Below are 20,363 nucleotides of genomic sequence, written 5' to 3'. Positions count from 1 at the left end.
TGCCTTGGGAGATCCACGGGTGACCATCAGGATCGGCATCAACGGGTTCGGACGCATCGGCCGCCTCGTCTTCCGCATCGCCTGCGGGCGCGATGACATCGAGGTGGTGGGCATCAACGACCTGATTGATGTCGATTACATCGCCTACATGCTCCGCTACGACTCCACCCATGGCCGCTTCGTCGGTGAGGTGGCCGTCGACGATGGCGCCCTGGTGGTGAACGGCCGCCGCATCCGGATCAGTTCGGAGCGCGATCCCGCCGCCCTCCGCTGGGGCGATGTCGGTGCCGATGTGGTGCTGGAGTCCACCGGTCTGTTCCTGAGTGACGAGCGGGCCCGGGCCCACATCACGGCCGGGGCGTCCAAGGTGGTGATGTCGGCCCCCTCCAAGGACGACACGCCGATGTTCGTGATGGGGGTGAACCACACCACCTACGCGGGCCAGGACATCGTCTCCAACGCCTCCTGCACCACCAACTGCCTGGCGCCGATGGCCAAGGTGCTGCACGACAGCTTCGGCATCCGCGATGGCCTGATGACCACCGTCCACGCCACCACCGCCACCCAGAAGACGGTCGACGGGCCGTCGGTCAAGGACTGGCGCGGCGGCCGTGGGGCCGGCCAGAACATCATCCCCTCCTCCACCGGCGCGGCCAAGGCGGTGGGCAAGGTGATCCCGGCCCTCAGCGGCAAGCTCACCGGCATGGCCTTCCGGGTGCCCACCCCCAACGTGTCGGTGGTGGACCTGACGGTGAACCTCGAGCGGGGAGCCAGCTACGAGGCCATCAAGGCCGCCATGCGGGAGGCCGCCGCCGGTCCGATGGCCGGGATCCTCGGCTACACCGAGGACGCCGTGGTCTCGACCGATTTCCTCGGCGAAACCTGCACCTCGATCTTCGATGCCTCCGCCGGCATCGCCCTCACCGACACTTTCGTGAAGGTGGTGGCCTGGTACGACAACGAGTGGGGCTACTCCAGCAAGTGCCTCGATCTGATCGCCCACATCTCAGGCTGATCGCTCCGGCCCCGCCGCCAGCACCGCCCGCTGCTCAGCCCGTGGCGCGAATGCGGCAGTGGGTGCGGATCAGGGTGGCGCCCAGCTCCAGCTGGCGCTGGTTGGCGTAGGCCTCGCGCTCCAGGGCCTTCTCCCAGTCGGAGGCCCCGGCATAGAGGGGATCGTCAAGGTGGAGCTTCAGTTCCGGCGGCACCTCCTGGCTCAGCCCCAGGGTCCTGGGGACGGAGCGGAGGCCGCCCGCGGCACAGCTCTGGGCCACGTGGATCGCCTCGTGGTTGAGCACCTGGGCGAAATCCACGGTGCCCTTGTCCACCACCGCAGGCTTGATCCTCAGGGTGCGGCTGGCGTGGTCCCATTCCCCGGCGGCCCCCGTCTTTTTCGGTGCCGCCAGCTGCACCTGCACACCGGCCTCCTCCAGGACGCCGAGCAGTTCGGCGATGGCCTGGCGCTTCTCGCCGTGGTCCGGTGGAGCGTCGATCAGGGCCTGCAGCTCATCCACCGAGAGTTCGGGTTCACCGGCCCGGCGGCGGTAGAGGAAGCGGATGCCACCGCCGGCCAGGGGTTCGGCGGTGGGAATCCATTGGCGATCGGCCTCCTTGAGGCTCTCGAGCAGGCCGCCCTCGACCAGCGCCATCGGCCGCAGCTGCGGATCGGGGGCGGGATCAAAGCGCTCCAGCAGCCGGGTGGTGACGTCGGGGGCCTGCTGGGGCAGGCTGCCCACCTGCTCCAGCAGGCCCGAGAAGGCGGCCCCCCCCAGCACCAGGGCGGTCACCCCGACGGCCAGGCCCCAGGCACGGCCATGGCGGGGCTTGGGCTCGAGCAGGTCCCCGCAGCGCCCGCAGCGGGGAAGGCCCGTGAAGGCTTGCTGCAGCCGCAGGGGACGACCGCGGCAGGTGGGACAACGGAAGCGGGCCATCGCTCGTCAGACCGTCCTCCAGCATGACGGCAAAGGGGCCGGGATGTCGCGGCGGCTTGCGGTGGTTGCGAGGATCGCCACCGGTTCGATCCCATCGTTGCGATGCCCCTCCACGCCCTCGTGCGCCAGCTGCAGGCAGCGCCACTCACCGCCGAGGTGAGGGCACGCTGCGGGCGGCCCGAGCGCCTGCGGCTGAGCGGGGCGGGCCGGGCGGCCAGGGCCCTGGTGGCCAGCGCCCTGGCGGGCAGCGGCGAGGCCCCCCTGCTGGTGATCGTGCCGACGCTGGAGGAGGCGGGTCGCTGGGCCTCCCTGCTGGAGCTGATGGGCTGGCCCCTGTGCCAGCTCTATCCCACCAGCGAGGGTTCCCCCTACGAGCCCTTCGACCCCACCAGTGAGATCACCTGGGGCCAGCTGCAGGTGCTGGCCGAACTGGTGGGCGACGGGGACGGGGCTTCGGGTGCCGGCGGCGGCCGCTTCGCCGTTGTGGCCACCGAGCGGGCCCTGCAGCCCCACCTGCCGCCGCCGCCCCAGCTGGCGGCCCGCTGCCTCACCCTGCGCCGGGGCGACCGGCTGGATCTGGAGCAGCTGGCCCACTCCCTGGCCGGCCTGGGCTACGAGAAGGTGCCGACGATCGAGCAGGAGGGGACCTGGAGCCGCCGCGGCGACATCGTCGATGTGTTTCCGGTCAGCGCCGAGCTGCCGGTGCGACTGGAGCTCTTCGGGGAAGACCTCGAGAAGCTGCGGGAGTTCGATCCGGCCACCCAGCGTTCCCTGGATGTGATCGAGCGGGTGCGCCTCACCCCCACCAGCTATGCGCCGCTGGTCGCCGAGGCCCTGCGGGAGCGGATGCCGGACGGCCTGGAGCGGCTGCTGGCGCCCGCCGCCCTCGACCAGCTGCTGGAGGGCGGTACGCCGGAGGGGATGCGGCGGCTGATGGGCCTGGCCTGGGAGAGACCGGCCTCCCTGCTCGACTACCTGCCCGCCGGCACGCTGGTGGCGATCGATGAGCGGCGCCAGTGCCTGGCCCACGGCCAGCAGTGGTTCGACCATGCCGTCGAGCACCACGGCGAGGTGGTCGCCGCCGCCGACGGTGAGCCGCCCCTGCCCCTGCCGGGCCTGCTGCACCGGCCGATCCGGGCGGCCCTGGCGGAGGCGGAGGCGTTCACCGGCTTCGACCTGGCGGAGCTGCACGAAAGCGACCGCCACCCGAACGATCTCGACCTTTCGAGCCGGCCGGTGCCGGCCCACCCCAACCAGTTCGGGCGCCTGGCGGAGCAGATCAAGGGACACCTGCGGGACAAGGCCCGGCCCTGGATCGTCTCCGCCCAGCCGTCACGGGCCGTGGCCCTGCTGGAGGAGCACGACTGCGTCACCCGCTTCGTGCCCAACGCCCGCGACTTTCCAGCCATCGGACGGCTGGCGGAGCAGGGGACCCCGGTGGCGCTCAAGCTGCGCGGCACGGCTGAGCTGGAGGGGTTCCAGCTGCCGGCCTGGAGGCTGGTGCTGTTCACCGACCGGGAGATCTTCGGCCAGCACAGCCTGGCCAGCGGCGGCTACGTGCGCCGGCGCCGCAAGGCGGCCAGCCGCACGGTGGATCCCAACAAGATGCTCCCCGGCGACTTCGTGGTGCACCGCAACCACGGCATCGGCCGCTTCCTGAAGCTGGAGAAGCTGGCCATCGGCGGCGAGGCCCGCGACTACCTGGTGGTGCAGTACGCCGACGGGCTGCTGCGGGTGGCCGCCGACCAGCTGGGCAGCCTGGGCCGCTACCGGGCCAGCAGCGACAGCCCGCCGGAACTCAACCGCATGGGCGGCACGGCCTGGACCAAGGCCAAGGAGCGGGCCCGCAAGGCGGTGGCCAAGGTGGCGATGGACCTGGTGAAGCTCTACGCCGAGCGCCACCAGGCGCCGGGCTTCGCCTTCCCCCCCGACGGCCCCTGGCAGGGCGAACTGGAGGATTCCTTCCCCTACGACCCCACCCCCGACCAGCTCAAGGCGATGGTGGACGTCAAGCGCGACATGGAACGGGACCAGCCGATGGACCGGCTGGTGTGCGGCGATGTGGGCTTCGGCAAGACAGAAGTGGCGATCCGGGCCATCTTCAAGGCGGTCACCGCCGGCAAGCAGTGCGCCCTGCTCGCCCCCACCACCGTGCTGGCCCAGCAGCACTGGCGCACCCTCAGTGAGCGCTTCGCCCCCTACCCGCTCAAGGTGGCCCTGCTCAACCGTTTCCGCACCGCCTCTGAGCGCAAGACGATCCTCGATGACCTGGCCAAGGGCAACACCGACGTGGTGGTGGGCACCCACCAGCTGCTGGGCAAGGGCACGGCCTTCCGCCAGCTGGGCCTGCTGGTGGTGGATGAGGAGCAGCGCTTCGGGGTGAATCAGAAGGAGAAGATCAAGGCGCTCCGAAAGGATGTGGACGTGCTCACGCTGAGCGCCACACCGATCCCGCGCACCCTGTACATGAGCCTCTCGGGGGTGCGGGAGATGAGCCTGATCACCACGCCGCCGCCGCTGCGGCGCCCGATCAAGACCCACCTGGCCAGCCTCGATGAGGAGGCGGTGCGCAGCGCCATCCGCCAGGAGCTCGACCGCGGCGGACAGGTGTTCTACGTGGTGCCGCGGGTGGAGGGCATCGAGGAGGTGGCCGGCCAGCTGCGGGCGATGCTGCCGGGGCTGCGGCTGCAGGTGGCCCACGGCCAGATGCCGGAGGGGGAGCTGGAGAGTGCCATGGTGGCCTTCAACGCCGGCGAGGCCGACGTGATGCTCTGCACCACGATCATCGAGAGCGGCCTCGACATCCCCCGGGTGAACACGATCCTGGTGGAGGACGCCCACAAGTTCGGCCTGGCCCAGCTGTACCAGCTGCGGGGCCGGGTGGGCCGCAGCGGCATCCAGGCCCACGCCTGGCTCTTCTATCCGGGCGATGCCTCCCTGAGTGAGGCGGCCCGCCAGCGGCTGCGCGCGATCCAGGAGTTCGCCCAGCTGGGCTCCGGCTACCAGCTGGCCATGCGCGACATGGAGATCCGTGGGGTGGGCAACCTGCTGGGGTTGGAGCAGAGCGGCCAGATGGAGGCGATCGGCTTCGACCTCTACATGGAGATGCTGCAGGACTGCCTGGCCGAGATCCAGGGCCAGGACATCCCGGCGGTGGACGAGACCCAGATCGACCTGCCGGTGACGGCCTTCATCCCCGCCGACTGGATCACCGAGGCCGACGAGAAGATGGCCGCCTACCGGGCCGCCGCCGAATGCGGCGGCAAGGCGGCCCTGGTGGAGCTGGCCGCCGGTTGGGCCGACCGCTACGGCCCGATCCCGGCGCCGGTGCAGAGCCTGCTGCAGCTGATGGAACTGAAGCTGCTGGCCCGCCGTTGCGGCTTCTCCCGCATCAAGCCGGAAAAACCCAACATCGCCCTGGAGACGCCGATGGAGGAACCCGCCTTCCGCCGCCTGCGCCAGGCCCTGCCCCAGCACCTGCACGGCAGGCTGGTCTACCAGGGCGGCGCCGGCAGCACCGCCAAGGTGCTGGCCCGGGGCCTGGGGGCCCTCTCCCCCGCCCAGCAGGTGGAGCAGCTGATGGCGTGGCTGACCGCCATGGCCGGCCAGATCCCCGAGGCCGACGGGCGCACGCCGGAGCAGCGGGCCGAGGAGCAGGCGGCGACGAACGCGGCGGTGCTGGTGGTGTGAGCGGCCCCGTCGCCATGGCGGGCCCCTGCGCCGTGACGGGCCCCAACGGAACCGCGGCGGACATCGCTGTCGTCATCCCGCTGTTCAACGGGGCGGCCTGGATCCGCCAGACGCTGGCGTCGGTGCTGGCCCAGACCCTGCCGGCCCGGGAGATCATCGTCGTCGACGACGGCTCCAGCGACGACTCGCCGGCCATCGTCCGCTCCTTTCCCCAGGTGACCCTGCACCGCCATCCCGGCAAGGGCACCCACCAGACCCGGCAGTTCGGCTTTGAGCGCAGCACGGCGGCCTTGGTCACCTTTCTGGACCAGGACGACCTCTGGCATCCCCGCCACCTCGAGCTGCTCAGCACGGTGCTGCGCGACGATCCGGCGGCCTGCGCGGCGGTGTCCCGCACCCTCACCTACGAAGACGAGCGGGAGCTCCACTTTCCGGCACCCTTTCTGGGGCCGGAACGGTTCGACCCCTGGGACAGCTTTCCGTTCCACCGGATCGACACCCCCTCCTTCGTACTGATCCGGCGCAGCGCCCTGGAGGCCATCGGCGGCTGGCCGGCCCGGAACGCCTGGAGCAGTGATGTGCAGGCCTGGTTCCAGCTGGCCTCCGTCGCCCCGATGGTGCGGAATGCCAGTGCCACCGCCGCCTATCGCGTGCAGCACCGGCAGGCCACCAGCACCCGCTGGCGCCTGGAGCGGGCCCACGAGTACTTCCTCAACATCCGCTCCAGCTGCGAGGCCCTCGCCCGCGAGCGCGGCCTCAGCCATCCGCAGGACGGGGACCTGCGCCTGCGCCAGTGCCGGATTCTCGAGCCCATGGCGCAGCTGATCGAGGCACTGGAACGGGCCGATCCGGTGCTGATGCGCTTCGCCCTGACGCAGCTCGAAGCCGAGCTGACCCGATCGGAACCGCCTGGATCCCAGACCTCTGGATCCCTGACCCCTGGATCGACCACCCTTGCCGATCTCGTCATCGGCACCCTGAGCTGGTACATGCGCCCGACCCTCACCTCCAGCAACGCCCGGCAGTGGCGACCCCTGGTGCGGACGCTCCACAGGGGCCAGCCCCACACCATCCGGCACCTGGGCCGACTGGTGCCCTTCCACCCGGAGAATGCCTACCCGACGTCCGTCTTGGTGGGCTATCTGCTGGCGGACCCCTGGCAGCCTCGCGCCTGGTGGCAGCTGACGCGCTACCGGGGGGTTCCGATTGCCCTCAACGGGATCGGTCGCCTGATGGGTGTCCTGAGGCGCTCCCCCGCAGGATCGCCATGGCTTCGGCGGGGGTGGAGAACACGAACCTGGAGCGCTCGGGGTGGTCCATCAGGGCCTGCAGGCAGCGCTTGATTCTCGGCAGCGAATCAGGCTCGACGGGCGCGTTGGAGTGAATGGCGAAGGCGAGATAGGGGTGGCGCTGTTCGGCAATCGCCCGATCGAGCATGCGGCTGAAATCGTTGGGTGGGCTCCAGTCCCGCCACATGGAAAGGGGGGTGTCCTGTTGCCGGTGCCGGAATCCGTTGTTGCGCAGGCGCCTGAATCTCTGCCTCAGGCTTCTCGGGCCCCAGCCGTAGCGGAGGTGGGCGGAGGTGAGGGGCAGGAGCGTGATGTCACGTTCGCCGGGTCTGGCTTTGCGGCGAAAGTCGCTGCGGGATGGGGCATAGGGCTCGCGGGGCACCCGGTAGTAGTCCGGCAGGTCGCCCGAATGGGGCGGTTTGCGTGCGTCCAGGGAGTTCGGAGGCAGGCCTGGCTCGATGGTCAGATCGAAGCGGAATCCCAGGGCTTCCGCCCGATTGATGGCCTCCGTTCCCGACCAGTAGTTGCCGAAGCGCAGGGAACGGCAGGTTCTGCCGAAGCTGGATCGATAGCCCTCCACGGCGGTGTCCAGACATTCGGCCACCCAGTCGTCGTTGCCGTGGTCATCCAGCCAGTCGCCGGAGTCCGCACACCAGCGATAGGTGTGGACGTGGGCGCCCAGCTCATCGCCGGCTTCGATGGCTTGCTGGAACAATTCCGGGTAGTGCTCCACGGCCCAGGAGGCACGGCCATGGGCCAGGGCCACCTGGGGATCCATGCGGATGAACCAGCTGACATGCACGGCGTCGCCCGTGAGCTGCTGCAGGGCCGATCGCCATGTCCCGACGTAGGCATGGGTGAGCTCGTAGCCCCTCCATGGTTCGGGGTTCTGACGCGAGACGAAGAACACGTCCGGCTCCACATCGATGCAGATCAGGACGGGGATCTTCGAGGTCACCACCGATAGGAAGGGGGCAGGGACGTCAGCGGTTGGTGCTGCCCTGTCTGATTTTATTCCGACCTCCTTCACCTGGCCGGGCCAGGTCATGGCCTGGCAGGGGGGTGGGCCAAGGCCTGCTCCTTGCCGGTGGCTGATCCTTGAATTCAGGGGCTGCGGCGGCACCATGGGTGCCGGGCCCGTATCCCCGCCGATGATCGATCTCGCCAGCTACCGGCCCAGGGGCGACAAGCGCAACACCGCCTTCTTCGAGGACTATCTGCCCCGCGTCTATGCCCGTCGGGCCGGTTCAGGGCTGGAGCGGGTGGTGGGCCCGATGGCGGCCGTCGTGATCCAGGTGGACCACGGCAACGGCCTGCCCTACCTGGCGGAACTCACCCTCACCACCCCCTATCGCTACCAGGAGTGCTGGATCAACGCCACCCACCGCATTTACCTGCTCAAGGGGGGTGAGGCCTTTCCGCGCTTGATCGTGCTGGAGCCGCTCTTTGACGACTTCGAAGATGAGGTCACGCGCTGGAACGCGATGTATCCCCTCTCGATCGACAAGCCCAACGCCCGCTACATCGGCGAGATCTTCCAGGTGTCCTCCTGCCACGATCTGCGCGCCATTCTCGAACCCCAGAACATCCGCTTCGCCTATCCGGGGGAGACCGTCAACCCCTTCTATGCCTCGAAGCATCTCTGCTTCACCTTCCTCTCCGACTACACCTACAACCGGGTCGGCTATGTGGACCGGCCCCTCGATGGGCTGGCGGCGCTGGATCTGGGTGATCGGGTGCTGCTCGATGACGAGGCGCTCGAACCCCTCACCGAAGCCGCCCGCCGCCACCGGGAGCATGGACTGGAGGGCAAGATCCTGGGCATCGATCATTTGGCCACCCGGGTGCTGGCCGGCGAACGGGAGGACGCCATCCTCGAATATCTGACGATGGTTCCCTACTACTACTGGGGTTCCTACGACATCGCCGAGATGAATTCCTCCACCAACGTCACCCGCCATCCGACGCTGGCGGACGACAAACTCTCTCCCGCCCGCGTCTTCACCGCCAACGACACCCCCTCCTATCTCAATTCCCTGGCCAACCTGCCCATGCCCACCGAGGACTTCGTCCGCAATTTCGGCCGGCGCATGCATCACATCGCCTATGAGGTCGTCGATGGCGACAGCAACGGGGAAAAGAACGTTGACGTGGTGGTGCGCACCCTGCGCGAGCTGGGCATCCCCTTCCTCGCCGACATGGTGGGGGAATGCGGCGACCAGCCCAACCTGCGCCAGATCTTCTCGCGCAGCTCGGCCTATTCCCTGCTGATCACCGAGTACGTGGAGCGCTGCCTGGGCTACGACGGCTTCTTCACCCGCGAGAACGTGGCGGCCCTCACCGAGGCCGCCGGCCACGCGGAGCGCTACGAGCACGGCCATGTTTTCGACTGAAGCGCCCAGCCGATGAGAATGTCCGTTAAGCTGGCGTCATCTTTCGTTACGCGCCGACATGGGTGAGCTGATCGAGGTCGCAGGCGCCACCCAGAACCCGCTGATGCTGCCGGCCTTTCTGGGGGTGCTCGGCCTCGGCTTCTTTGCCCTGCTCCAGTCGTCCGCCGGCAACAACGACGACGACGACTCCTCGCCCGGTGGCGGCCTGATGCAGCCCGTGGCCTGAGTCCTGCGCTTCAGCTTCCGCTCTTCAGCCGCTGCTGCCGGCCTGCTCCTGCTTCCAGGCGACCGGCATCAGCACCAGGAACAGCAGCCACCAGGCGGCGATCACCACCGACACCCCGGCGGTCAGCCACCACAGGTGCAGCACCATCCAGCTGGCCGTCACGATGGCCAGGCCGGTGAGCAGGATGCTCCACGGCTGACACCACCACGGCTTCAGGTCCCAGACCGAGCCGGGCATGGTGCCCGGCTCGTGGTGTGGCTCAGGGTTTGGCAAGGGCCGCGGGCAGGTTGGCGCTGCCGGGCTCGAAGGCCTTCTGCAGAGCGGCCCCGGCCTGCAGTTGCTTGCGCAGGGTGGACTCGGCCACCCGGTACTGGCTGTCGCGGTTGGTGCCGATGTCCTCCAGCCTGAGGCGCTGGACCTCCTGCTCGGTCATCTTCACCGGCACGTCCGGGTTGATGCCGTGCTTGTGGATGTCCCGGTTGCGGGGCGTCAGGTACTTGGCGATGGTCACCGTCATGCCCGAGCCATCCGAGAGCCCGCGCACGGACTGCACCAGACCCTTGCCGAAGGTCTTCTGACCCACCAGCACGGCGCGGTTGTTGTCCTGCAGGGCGCCGGAGAGGATCTCGCTGGCGCTCGCCGAACCCTCGTTGACCAGCACCACCATGGGCTTGGTGGTCAGGGCTTGGCCCGTGGCCCGCTTGACGTCCTGGATGCCGTCGCGGGTCTTGGTGGAGACGATGATCCCTTCGTTGATCCACTGGCGGGCGATCTCGACGCTCGCCACCAGCAGCCCGCCGGGGTTGCTGCGCAGGTCGAGCACGTAGCCCTGAACCCCCTGGGACTCCAGGTCCCGCAGTGCCGCCCGCATGTCCTTGGTGGCGGTGGCACTGAACTGCTTGAGGCGGATGTACCCGATCCGGGTGCCATCGGGTGCCGTGTTCACCTGATGGGTGACCGCATGGATCTCGATCAGCTCCCGGGTCAGGGGCGTGTCGATGTTCTGGCCCTTGCGGCGCAACACCAGGTTCACGGTGGTGCCCGCCTTGCCGCGGATCAGCTTCACCGCGTCCTCGGTGCTCATCCCCTTGGTGCTCTTGCCGTCGATCGAGACGATCACGTCCTTGGGCTGCACCCCGGCCCTCGAGGCCGGCGAACCCTCGATCGGCGAGATGACGACCAGCTCCTTGGTCTCCTTGTCGACGCTCAGCTGGATGCCCACCCCGGAGAGCTCCCCGGAAGTGTCGATCTGCATCTCCTTGAACTCCCGCGGGTCCAGGAAACGGGTGTAGGGGTCGTCCAGGGTGCTGAGCATGCCCCGGATGCCCTCGTAGGCATCCTTGGGGGTGCTGTAGCTCTTGGAGAGCACGCTCCGGCGCAGCTTGCGCCACTGCTCAGGCGTGTACTTGCCCGTGGTGTCGAGGTAGTCGCGGAAGACGATCTGCCACGCCTGGTCCATCACCTCCTTGGGGCTGTCGCTGATCGACACGGTTCCGGTGGGGGTCAGCACCATCTCCCGGGCCATCACCGCCGTGGCGGCGCAGGCTCCGAGACCAACCAGCACCACGACGGTGGCGCGAGCTCTGCCCATGGTGGGGATCCTCAAGGAGTCTGAAACGTGGTTCCAACGTAGCGCCGATGCCTGGGGTGAGCTCCCCGTTCAGGGGTCGACCCAGCGACCGTCCTCCTTGATCAGGGCGATCAGCGCCTCCACCCCTTCGGCCTCGGGAACCCGGCGGATCTCCTCCCGCCCCCGGTAGAGGGAAATCGTGCCGGGCGTCTTGCCGACGTAGCCGTAGTCAGCGTCGGCCATCTCGCCCGGGCCGTTGACGATGCAGCCCATCACGGCGATGTCCAGCCCGGTGAGGTGGGCGGTGGCGTTGCGCACCGTGTGCAGCACCTCCTCCAGGTTGAACAGGGTGCGGCCGCAGCTGGGGCAGGCCACGTATTCCACCATCGTCTTGCGCAGCCCCATGGCCTGCAGGATCGAATAGCAGACGGGGATCTCCTTCTCCGGCGCCTCGGTGAGCGACACCCGGATCGTGTCGCCGAGGCCCTCGGCCAGCAGGGTGGCGATGCCGGCGGTGCTCTTGATGCGGCCGTAGTCGCCGTCGCCCGCCTCGGTGACCCCCAGGTGCAGGGGGTAGTGGAAGCCCTCGGCGTCCATGCGGAAGGCCATCATCCGGTAGGCCGCCAGCATCACCGGGGCCCGCGAGGCCTTCATCGACACAACGATGTTGTGGAAATCGAGGCGATCGCAGATGTGGATGAACTCCATGGCGCTCTCCACCATCCCCAGCGGCGTGTCGCCGTAGGTGAAGAGCATCCGCTCCGCCAGGGAGCCGTGGTTCACGCCGATCCGCAGCCCCTTGTCCTGTTCCTTGAGCAGGCTCACCAGGGGTTCGAGGGTCGCCTGGATGCGCTCGCCGATCGCCGCCACCTCCTCCGGGGTGAACTCGGTGCGGTTGGGGTCGGGCTTGTCGAAGACGTAGAGGCCCGGATTGATCCGCACCTTGTCGACGTGCTGGGCCACCTCCAGGGCGATCTTCATGCCGTTGTGGTGCACGTCCGCCACCAGCGGCACCGGCCGGTAGGTGTCCTCCAGCCGCTGGCGGATCTCCTTCACCGCCTTGGCATGGGCCAGGCTCGGCACCGTCAGCCGCACGATCTCGCAGCCCGCCTCGTGCAGGCGGCGGATGCCGGCGGTGGCCCCCTCGATGTCGAGGGTGTCCTCGTTGATCATCGACTGCACCACCACGGGGTGCTCGCTGCCCACCCACACGTCCCCGACCCGGACGCTGCGGGTCCGGCGGCGGCGGATCACCGTGTCGAAGCGGGGGTCACTGGCCCAGTCGGCCGGCAGGGGGGAGGTCCCCGCAGCGGTGGTGGTGGGTGTGGCCAGGGTGCCGGTCATCTCGTGTGGGCCGGTGATGGCCAAAGCCTGTCACAAAGAGGGTGGCGACGGTTGATCCTGGTCCAGGCGACGGCGCACCTCCTGGAGGTCCTGCCAGGTGAGCCACTTGGGGGAGCCCTGCTCCCGCGAGGGATTCCGGAGCAAATAGGAGGGATGGAACACGGGCATCACCCAGCGGTCCTGCCAGGGATGCCAGCGGCCCCGCAGCCGGGAGATCCCCCCCTTGATCCCCAGCACCCCCTCCAGGGCCGTGGCGCCGGCCAGCAGCACCACCGAGGGATTGACGGCGGCGATCTGGGCGGCCAGCCAGGGGGCGCAGGCGGCGATCTCCTGGGGGGTCGGCCGGCGGTTGTCCGGCGGACGGCACTTCACCACGTTGCAGACGTAGGCGTCGCGCTCGCTGTCCAGCCCCACGCTGGCGAGCATCTGGTCGAGCAGCTGGCCGGCCCGGCCCACGAACGGCCGGCCGCTGGCATCCTCCTGGGCGCCGGGACCCTCGCCGATCACCATCAGCCTGGCCGCCGGATCCCCGCGGCTCACCACCACCATCTGGCGGCCCTCCGCCAGTCCGCAGCGGCGGCACTCGCGGCAGTCCCGCTCCAGTGCCGCGAGGTCGGGCGTCCCCGCAGTGGCAGGCTCCGCGGTGGCGGGGACCTCACCCAGAAGGGACGGTTGCAGGGGAGATGGTTGCAGTGGATCGGGGGCCATCGCCCCATTCTTCGGCATGGCGCAGGGCGTAGGGCAAGATGGCGGGATTGCCGAATCGCGCCCTCCAGACGGCGCGCGCTGCCATGCCGGCCCCGTTGACGCTCTCCGCCCGGGCGCAGGCGTTGCAGCCATCGCTCACCCTCGCCATCACCGCCAAGGCGCGCGAGCTGCGCGGCGAGGGCAAAGACATCTGCAGCCTCAGCGCCGGGGAGCCCGACTTCGACACCCCGGCCTTCATCCGCCAGGCGGCCGCCGAGGCCCTGGAGGCCGGCCACACCCGCTACGGGCCCGTGGCGGGCGAACCGGAATTGCGCCAGGCGATCGCCACCAAGCTGAGCCAGGAGAACGGGGTTCCCACCCGTCCCGACCAGGTGCTGGTGACCAATGGGGGCAAACAGGCCCTCTACAACCTCTTCCAGGTTCTGCTCGACCCCGGTGACGAGGTGCTGCTGCCGGCGCCGTACTGGTTGAGCTACCCGGAGATGGCCCACCTGGCCGGGGCCAGCGTGTGCTGCCTCACCACCGATGCCAGCGGCGGGTTCCGTTTCAGCCCCGAGCAGCTCGAGGCCGCGATCACCCCGGCCAGCCGGCTGCTGGTCCTCAACAGCCCCTCCAATCCCACCGGCATGGTGCTCAGCCGCTCCGAGCTGGAGGGGATCGCCGCCGTGCTGCGCCGCCACCCGGCCGTGGCGGTGGTCTGCGACGAGATCTACGAGCTGCTGCTCTCCCCCGGCCATGTGCACCACAGCCTGGCGGCGGTGGCGCCCGACCTCGCTGAGCGGATCTTCATTGTCAATGGCTTCGCCAAGGGCTGGGCGATGACCGGCTGGCGCATCGGCTGGCTGGCGGGCTCCCGCCACGTGGTGGCCGCCGCCAGCGCCCTGCAGAGCCAGAGCACCAGCAATGTCTGCAGCTTCGCCCAGTTCGGTGCCCTGGCGGCCGTCAGCGGCTCGCGCGACTGCGTCAGCGAGATGGCGGCCGAATTCAGCCGTCGGCGCTCCCGCCTCAGCGACGGGCTGATGGCGATCAGCGGCCTCGAATTGCTGCCCCCCGAGGGGGCCTTCTACGCCTTCCCCGACGTCAGCGCCTGGGGGCTGGATTCGATGACCCTCTGCGGCCGGCTGCTCGACGAGGTGGGGCTGGCGGTGGTGCCCGGGGCCGCCTTCGGCGATGACCGCTGCATCCGTCTGTCCTGCGCGGCGTCTCCGGCCACCATCGACGATGGCCTGGAGCGGCTGCGCCGCTTCGGAGCCAGCCTCTGATCGCCCCGCCGGTGCAGGTGCCCAAGAAGCTGGTGGTGCTCGGTGACAGCGGTGTCTACGGCTGGGGCGATCCGGAGCAGGGCGGCTGGTGCGAGCGGCTGCGGCGCCACTGGATGGACCTGCCCCAGGGCCCGGTGCTCTATGGCCTGGGGGTGCGGGGGGATGGGCTGGAGCGGCTGGCGGCCCGTGCCGAGGCGGAGGTGAGCCACCGGGGTGAACTGCGCCGCCAGCGTCCCCAGGGGATCCTGCTGTCGATCGGCCTCAACGACACGGCCAGGGTGGGCCGGCCCGACGGCCGCCACCAGCTGGCCCCCGAAGCCTTCCTGTTCGGCCTGAAGCAGCTGCTCCCCCGGCTGGCGTCGATCGCCCCGCTGTTCGTCCTGGGCCTCACCCCGGTGGATGAGGTCGTGATGCCCTTCGCCGAGATGCTCTGGTACGACCTGGCCACGGTGCGCCATTACGAGGGCCTGCTGGAGGAGGCCTGCATGGAGGCCGACGTGCCCTTCCTGCCGCTGCTCGATGGCCTGCTGGCCGACCCCCACTGGCTGCAGTGGCTGTGCAGCGACGGCCTGCACCTCAACAGCGACGGCCACGGCCAGCTCTACCGGCGCCTGCGTTCCTGGAGGGCATTGCTGGACTGGGCAGGGCTGGATCCCCACAGCAGCGTGACGGCCGGCTTCTGAACCGCCGGCCCGGCCGTCAGTGTTCCCGGGGCGAACCCAGCCGCCATTCTTCCCCGGGCCGCTGCCGCTGGCATCACCCGATCGGATGAGAGCCGCTCCCCCCGTGGGGTGAACCGTCGCCCGTGGCCGACGGCGACCCTGAAGGGACGGCCCCCGCTGGACCCACCGCCATGGATCGCCCCCCGCCCCCCTCGCCCCCGCCACCGGCAGCGCTGGTGCAGAGCACCCGCCGGGTGCCGGCCCCGGATCTGTGTCCGGGGTGCCGTGAGATCCCGGAGGCCATCGTCGATCGCCGCAGCCGCAACCGCCGCCGGCTCAAGGCGTTCGCCGAGGCCACCGATCCGGTCGTCCGGCTGCGCTGGCGCAACCTGCTGGTGGAGGACAACCTGCCGCTGGTGTACAGCATCGCCGGGCGCCAGGGCACCGACGCGGGGATGGCCTTCGAGGACCTCGCCCAGGTGGGCAGCCTCGGCCTGATCCGGGCGGTGGAGGCCTTCGATCCCGACCGCAACGTCAGCCTCAGCAGCTTTGCGGTGCCCTATATCCAGGGGGCGATGCGCCGCGAACGGCGGGATCGCCAGCCCCTGGTGCGTCCGCCCCGGCCCCTGTGGGATCTGCATCAGCAGGTGCTGGGCCTGCAGGAGGCCCGCCGGCGCCAGGGTCTCGATCCCCTGCCGCCCGCCGCCCTCGCCGACCGGCTGGCCTGTGATCCGGCCCGGCTCGAGGAGGCCCTGGGGATCCGCCGGGCCGCCCGGGTGCGCAGCCTGGATGCCCCCCTCGGCGCAGGAGGCGGCGAGGCCGAGGCGGCCAGCTGCCTGCTGGATCTGCTGGCCGCCCCCGCCGGTCCCTGCGGCGATGAGGCGGCGGCCGAGAGCGAAGCCCGTGGCGCCGAGCGCCAGTGGCTGCGCCAGCAGCTGGCCGATCTCGATCCCCGGGAGCGGGAGCTGCTGGTGGGCCGCCTTGATGGCGGCTGCACCTGGGTGGAGCTGGGCCGGCAGCTGGGCATCCCGGCCCGCCAGGCCCAGCGCCGCCACGACGCCGCCCTCGACCGCCTCAGGCGCGCCGCCCTTTCCTGGCGCCAGGAGGCCCTCAGCCCACCGGCGGCGACAGCCATGGCACCAGCGCCATCGCCAGCAGGGCCGCCAGCAGGGTCTGGAGCCCGTTGACCAGCTCGTTGCTCAGCCAACGCCAGTGACGCTGCAGGCTGGCGCCCACCACGCTCTCGGCCAGGGTGGCCACCAGCCCGACACCGCCCACCAGGGCCGCCAGCGGCCAGCCGCGGATCACCCCCAGGGCCACCATCGCCAGGGTCATCAGGGCGCTGCCCAGCAGGCTGGCGGCGGTGCCCTCCAGGCTGATGGCCCCCTCGGTACCGGGCGGCACCGGCCGCAGGCTGGTGATCAGCACGGTGTGCCGGCCCCAGCGCTTGCCGATCTCGCTGCCGAAGGTGTCGGCGAGCTTGGCGGCGAAGCTGGCAGCGAATCCGGCCAGCAGCAGGGGCACCGCCGCCGCCGGTGCCCGGCAGGCCAGCAGGGCCAGCACCGTCCCCACCAGGGCGGAGCCCCAGACGTTCTCCGGACCCCGGCGCCCCTCCCGGCCCTCGGCCAGCCCCAGTTCCCGCTTGCGCCGGAACCCCAGCTTCGTCACCCCGCTCCCCAGCGCCAGATACACCACCACCGCCAGCCAGCCTCGCCAGCCCAGGCTTCCCCACAGCAGGGTGCCGAGCACCCCGGCATGCACCCAGCCCGCCGGGGTGAGCAGGGGCAGGCGCTGGGCCAGGCCGATCAGCAGCCCGTTGAGCGCCAGGGCCGCCAACCAGTGGAGGAGGTCCTGGGGCGGCAGCGGCAGCATGGCGGGGGCCCGGTTGTGTTGCACAGATCTAAGCCAGGCGCTGCGCGGCGCCGGCTTCGGCGGATAATCGCTGCATCCGGCGGTGCTCCGAATGGTCTTCAAACGACCCAAGTTCTTCCTCGATCTGGGTGGCGGCGAAGGCAATCAGCCCCCGGCCGTGGTGGCCCCCCCCAAAGCCGAAGCCAAGCCAGCCCCCAAGGCCGCCCCCCAAGGGGCCGAGGCCAAGGGCGAAACGTCCGCCGCCGCACCGGCGGCTGCTGAAGGCACCCCTCCGCCCGTTTCGGGTCTGACCACCGCCGAGGCGATCGCCGCCGAACTGGCCGCCGCCGAGGCCCTGCGGCCGGCACCCTCCTTGGCCACCTTCGCCCCCGACTGCGTCACCGCCGGCGGCGCCACCCCCATGAAGCGCCGCACCCCCGGGGCGAACCTGGGCGTGTTCAAGGAGATGGCGGCCGGCATGATGCGCTCCTGAGCGCCCGCCAGTCGGCCAGCAGGGCCAGGCCGGCCACCGCGGCCGTGGCCGTGCGCAGGATGGTTGGCCCCAGGCTCACCGGCTCCCAGCCGGCCGCTTCGGCCCGTTCCTCCTCCTGGGGGCTCCAGCCCCCTTCCGGACCGATCGCCAGCCGGAGGCCGGCCGCCGGTTCCGTGTCGCTCGCGCCCTCGCCTGCCCCGTCCAGCAGCTCCCGCAGCCGCTGGCTGCAGAGGGGCAGCCCCTCCCGCCGGGTGGTGGCCAGCAGGGCGATCCCGGGGGAGGGCCTGCTCAGCCACGCCCCGGCCGGCTGGGGCGTGGCCAGCACCGGATGCCACAGCCGTTCGCACTGCTCGGTGGCCTCCCGCACGATCCCCTGCCAGCGCTCGAGGGGACAGCGCTCGCCAGGGGCGCCACGCTCGGCCAGCAGGGGCTGAAGCCGGTCGGCCCCCAGTTCGGTGGCCATGCGCCAGACCAGATCCGCCTCCCGCCGTGGCACGGCCATGGCGAGCTCCAGGGGTGGCCAAGGCGGCTCCTCCCGCAGCAGCGGTTCAGCGGGGGCCTGCTCCAGCCGCAGGCTCCGCTCCGGGTCGAGCACCGCCGTCCAGAGTCCGCCGACACCGTCGACCAGCGCCAGCCGGTCGCCGGGGCGGTAGCGCAGCACCCGTTCCAGGTAGTGGCGTTCCTGGGGCTCCAGGGCCAGCAGAGCCTGGCCCGGGTCCCCGGCCGCCAGGGCGGCGATCCGCTCCGGGGTGATCAGCAGCCGGCGCAGCTCCCGCCCCATCAGTCCCCGGTGAAGGGGCTCTCGGGCTCCTCGTCAATCGGCCAGTCCTCGTTCAGACCGCCGATCACCAGTTCGGTGATCTCGAGAACGTCGTTGTCCAGCTGGCGCAGAGCGTTGATCAGCACATCGAGGGCCAGGGCATCGCTGGTGCCCAGGTCGACCCAGCAGCGGGCCCAGTCGTCCTGGTACTCCATCGGCCCCATGTTGTGCATCAGGGCGGGCAGACAGCGTTCGGCGGATTCGGTGTCGTAGGGGAGCCAGCCCAGGTCCACACCCCCCTCGTGGGTCTGCAGGTTCTCGGCATTGAAGCCGCCCAGCTTGCCGAGGAAGAACCAGCTGTCGAAGGCCGTTTCGACGTAGCCCCGCTCGGATCCGCCGGGCTGGTCGGCGAAGCGCAGCCAGATCCAGCAGTTGAACGGATCCACCTCGCGAAATCGGACATCCATGGAGAAGGGGAGACGGGGCGCGTGTCTCCCCATCCAACACGTTCCCGGGCGCCAGCGCCGCAGCGCCGGACGGCATGCTGGTGGGATGCTCGACGTCATCGGTCTGCGCTATCACCCGGCCACGGCGGCCGCGCCGGTGCTGCGTGACGTGTCCCTGCAGCTGGCGGTGGGAGCCCCGGCCCTGGTGGCCGGCCGCAGCGGCAGCGGCAAGACCACCCTGCTGGAGGTGCTCTGCGGCCTGGCCGAAGCCGATGCCGGCCGCATCCTCTGGCAGGGGGAGGCCCTCAACAGCCGCCAGCGCCGCTGGCTGTGCGGCCTGGTGTTCCAGTTCCCGGAACGCCATTTCCTCGGCCTGACGGTGGGCCAGGAGCTGAAGCTGGGTCAGCGGCGGCTCACCGCCGAGAAGGCCGAGGCGGTTCTGCAGCAGGTGGGACTCGGCCACCTCTCCCTGCAGCAGGCTCCCGAGCGGCTCAGCGGCGGCCAGCAGCGGCGCCTGGCGCTGGCGGTGCAGCTGGTGCGGGATGCCCGGGTGCTGCTGCTGGATGAACCCACCGCCGGCCTCGACTGGACCGTGCGGGAGGAGGTGTTGCAGCTGCTGGCCGACCTGGCCAGGGAGCGGGCCCTGCTGGTGGTGACCCACGAACCCGAGCTGTTCCGGGGTGTGATCGACCACGGCTGGCGGCTGGAGGCCGGCGCCCTGGGGCCCCTGGAGGCGCCCCGATCCGCCTCCTTACGATGACCTGCTGATGGTGGGGGACGGCTGGATGGGGGATCGGTTCATGGGGGCTCAGTTCATGGGGGACAGCCTGCTGAGGGCCACCGGCGCCGGCGGCGGCATCCGCATGGTGGCGGTCACCACCACCGCGGCCAGCCGCGTGGCCCGGGAACGCCACGGGCTCTCCTTTCTCACCACCGCCCTGCTGGGCCGCGCCATGACGGCGGCCCTGCTGCTGGCCAGCTCGATGAAGGTGGCCCATGGGCGTGTGAACCTGCGCATCCAGTCCGACGGACCCCTGCGGGGCCTGATGGTGGATGCGGGCCGGGACGGCACCGTGCGGGGCTACGTGGGCCGGCCTGACCTGGAGCTCGACCTGCTGCCCGACGTGGCCGGCGGGCACCGCTTCGATTTCCGCCGCGCCACCGGCACCGGCTACCTGCACGTGGTGCGGGACCGGGGCCAGGGCGAACCCTTCAGCAGCACCGTGGAGCTGGTGAGCGGCGGGATCGGCGAGGACGTGGCCTCCTACCTGCTCCACTCCGAGCAGACCCCCTCGGCCCTGTTCGTCGGGGAGACGATCGACAGTTCCGGGGTGCGCTGCGCCGGTGGGGTGCTGGTGCAGGTGCTGCCGAAGGCGGCGCGGGAGCCGGCCCTGGTGGCCCTGCTGGAGGAGCGCTGCCGGGAGATCACCGGTTTCAGCGAGCGGCTCGCCGCCAATGCGGACCAGCTCCATGCCCTGTTCGAGGACATCTTTCCGGATCTCGATCCCCAGCCCCTGGAGGCGGCTCCGATCGAGCAGCCGGTGCGCTTCCACTGCCCCTGCAGCCGCCACCGCAGCGTCAGCGCCCTGCGGCTCCTGGGCCGCGATGAACTGAGCGCCATGCTCAGCGAGGACGGCCAGGCGGAACTGACCTGCCATTTCTGCAGCGAGGTCTACCGGGTGGGGGCCGAGGAACTGCAGGAGCTGATCGACGAGCTGGCCGCTGTGGCCTGACCTGA

At 70.5% G+C, this 20,363-nt stretch carries 19 protein-coding genes; 11 read left to right on the top strand and 8 right to left on the bottom strand.

The window, feature by feature from the left end; genetic code table 11:
• Nucleotides 1-19 precede the first annotated feature (19 nt).
• A complete protein-coding gene (gene gap / locus KUG38_RS11145) occupies nucleotides 20-1,015 on the top strand; it encodes a type I glyceraldehyde-3-phosphate dehydrogenase (RefSeq protein WP_216921435.1) in 996 nt (331 codons plus the stop codon).
• Between the two features lie 34 nt (nucleotides 1,016-1,049).
• Here the strand turns inward: gap and KUG38_RS11140 are convergent, their stop codons facing one another.
• Nucleotides 1,050-1,931 carry a hypothetical protein gene (locus tag KUG38_RS11140; protein WP_216921431.1) on the bottom strand — a complete coding sequence of 294 codons (882 nt, stop codon included), beginning with the start codon at nucleotides 1,929-1,931 and terminating at the stop codon, nucleotides 1,050-1,052.
• Nucleotides 1,932-2,033: 102 nt separating this feature from the next.
• On the opposite strand from KUG38_RS11140, the gene mfd reads away from it, so the two are divergent.
• The 4 genes from mfd (at nucleotide 2,034) to KUG38_RS11120 (ending at nucleotide 9,529) form a co-directional block, all read left to right on the top strand.
• Entirely contained in the window at nucleotides 2,034-5,621 is a 3,588-nt protein-coding gene (gene mfd / locus KUG38_RS11135; protein WP_216921428.1) for a transcription-repair coupling factor, read from the top strand.
• Nucleotides 5,618-6,964: a glycosyltransferase family 2 protein gene (locus KUG38_RS11130; protein ID WP_216921425.1), complete on the top strand. Its 1,347-nt coding sequence runs from the start codon at nucleotides 5,618-5,620 to the stop codon at nucleotides 6,962-6,964. The genes mfd and KUG38_RS11130 overlap by 4 nt, the downstream gene beginning before the upstream one ends.
• 1,097 nt (nucleotides 6,965-8,061) lie before the next feature.
• Nucleotides 8,062-9,303, top strand: coding sequence for a hypothetical protein (locus KUG38_RS11125; protein WP_216921422.1), 1,242 nt, complete (start codon nucleotides 8,062-8,064; stop codon nucleotides 9,301-9,303).
• A gap of 58 nt (nucleotides 9,304-9,361) precedes the next feature.
• Nucleotides 9,362-9,529 carry a hypothetical protein gene (locus KUG38_RS11120; protein ID WP_190609555.1) on the top strand — a complete coding sequence of 56 codons (168 nt, stop codon included), beginning with the start codon at nucleotides 9,362-9,364 and terminating at the stop codon, nucleotides 9,527-9,529.
• A 24-nt stretch (nucleotides 9,530-9,553) separates the two neighbouring features.
• On the opposite strand, the gene KUG38_RS11115 is transcribed toward KUG38_RS11120, so the two are convergent.
• The 4 genes from KUG38_RS11115 to KUG38_RS11100 all read right to left on the bottom strand — a co-directional run bounded on the left by KUG38_RS11115 (nucleotide 9,554) and on the right by KUG38_RS11100 (nucleotide 13,151).
• Complete coding sequence (locus KUG38_RS11115; protein ID WP_216921419.1) at nucleotides 9,554-9,766, bottom strand: DUF6737 family protein; 213 nt, start codon at nucleotides 9,764-9,766, stop codon at nucleotides 9,554-9,556.
• A gap of 22 nt (nucleotides 9,767-9,788) precedes the next feature.
• Nucleotides 9,789-11,120, bottom strand: a complete 1,332-nt coding sequence (locus KUG38_RS11110; RefSeq protein ID WP_216921416.1) for a S41 family peptidase — start codon at nucleotides 11,118-11,120, stop codon at nucleotides 9,789-9,791.
• 69 nt (nucleotides 11,121-11,189) lie between these two features.
• Entirely contained in the window at nucleotides 11,190-12,443 is a 1,254-nt protein-coding gene (gene ispG / locus KUG38_RS11105; RefSeq protein WP_286195891.1) for a (E)-4-hydroxy-3-methylbut-2-enyl-diphosphate synthase, read from the bottom strand.
• Between the two features lie 30 nt (nucleotides 12,444-12,473).
• Nucleotides 12,474-13,151, bottom strand: coding sequence for a uracil-DNA glycosylase (locus tag KUG38_RS11100; RefSeq protein ID WP_286195890.1), 678 nt, complete (start codon nucleotides 13,149-13,151; stop codon nucleotides 12,474-12,476).
• An 83-nt stretch (nucleotides 13,152-13,234) separates the two neighbouring features.
• Here KUG38_RS11100 and KUG38_RS11095 point away from each other — a divergent pair, with 83 nt between their 5' ends.
• The 3 genes from KUG38_RS11095 (at nucleotide 13,235) to KUG38_RS11085 (ending at nucleotide 16,262) form a co-directional block, all read left to right on the top strand.
• Nucleotides 13,235-14,413 (top strand): pyridoxal phosphate-dependent aminotransferase, encoded by a 1,179-nt coding sequence (locus tag KUG38_RS11095; protein ID WP_216921410.1) that lies wholly within the window; start codon nucleotides 13,235-13,237, stop codon nucleotides 14,411-14,413.
• Nucleotides 14,414-14,424: 11 nt separating this feature from the next.
• Nucleotides 14,425-15,096 (top strand): GDSL-type esterase/lipase family protein, encoded by a 672-nt coding sequence (locus KUG38_RS11090; protein ID WP_216921407.1) that lies wholly within the window; start codon nucleotides 14,425-14,427, stop codon nucleotides 15,094-15,096.
• A gap of 170 nt (nucleotides 15,097-15,266) precedes the next feature.
• Nucleotides 15,267-16,262 carry a sigma-70 family RNA polymerase sigma factor gene (locus tag KUG38_RS11085; RefSeq protein WP_216921405.1) on the top strand — a complete coding sequence of 332 codons (996 nt, stop codon included), beginning with the start codon at nucleotides 15,267-15,269 and terminating at the stop codon, nucleotides 16,260-16,262.
• Here the strand turns inward: KUG38_RS11085 and KUG38_RS11080 are convergent.
• Nucleotides 16,186-16,947 carry a DUF92 domain-containing protein gene (locus KUG38_RS11080; protein WP_216921401.1) on the bottom strand — a complete coding sequence of 254 codons (762 nt, stop codon included), beginning with the start codon at nucleotides 16,945-16,947 and terminating at the stop codon, nucleotides 16,186-16,188. The two genes, KUG38_RS11085 and KUG38_RS11080, sit on opposite strands and share 77 nt — an antisense overlap.
• A 91-nt stretch (nucleotides 16,948-17,038) precedes the next feature.
• Between KUG38_RS11080 and KUG38_RS11075 the strand changes: the two genes are divergently transcribed.
• Complete coding sequence (locus KUG38_RS11075) at nucleotides 17,039-17,419, top strand: hypothetical protein (protein WP_216921398.1); 381 nt, start codon at nucleotides 17,039-17,041, stop codon at nucleotides 17,417-17,419.
• Here the strand turns inward: KUG38_RS11075 and KUG38_RS11070 are convergent.
• Nucleotides 17,385-18,200: a 16S rRNA (uracil(1498)-N(3))-methyltransferase gene (locus KUG38_RS11070; protein ID WP_216921396.1), complete on the bottom strand. Its 816-nt coding sequence runs from the start codon at nucleotides 18,198-18,200 to the stop codon at nucleotides 17,385-17,387. The genes KUG38_RS11075 and KUG38_RS11070 overlap by 35 nt on opposite strands.
• Complete coding sequence (locus tag KUG38_RS11065; RefSeq protein WP_190609543.1) at nucleotides 18,200-18,646, bottom strand: DUF3531 family protein; 447 nt, start codon at nucleotides 18,644-18,646, stop codon at nucleotides 18,200-18,202. The genes KUG38_RS11070 and KUG38_RS11065 overlap by 1 nt, the downstream gene beginning before the upstream one ends.
• Nucleotides 18,647-18,731: 85 nt before the next feature.
• Here KUG38_RS11065 and KUG38_RS11060 point away from each other — a divergent pair, with 85 nt between their 5' ends.
• Together KUG38_RS11060 and hslO are read left to right on the top strand one after the other, a co-directional pair.
• Nucleotides 18,732-19,385 (top strand): ABC transporter ATP-binding protein, encoded by a 654-nt coding sequence (locus KUG38_RS11060; protein ID WP_216921392.1) that lies wholly within the window; start codon nucleotides 18,732-18,734, stop codon nucleotides 19,383-19,385.
• Nucleotides 19,386-19,440: 55 nt separating this feature from the next.
• Nucleotides 19,441-20,358, top strand: coding sequence for an Hsp33 family molecular chaperone HslO (gene hslO, locus KUG38_RS11055; RefSeq protein ID WP_216921769.1), 918 nt, complete (start codon nucleotides 19,441-19,443; stop codon nucleotides 20,356-20,358).
• Nucleotides 20,359-20,363 lie beyond the last annotated feature (5 nt).

This window comes from Synechococcus sp. CCAP 1479/9 (assembly GCF_019038535.1).
Taxonomy (GTDB): domain Bacteria; phylum Cyanobacteriota; class Cyanobacteriia; order PCC-6307; family Cyanobiaceae; genus Cyanobium.
This window is presented reverse-complemented; position numbering and strand designations above follow the sequence as displayed.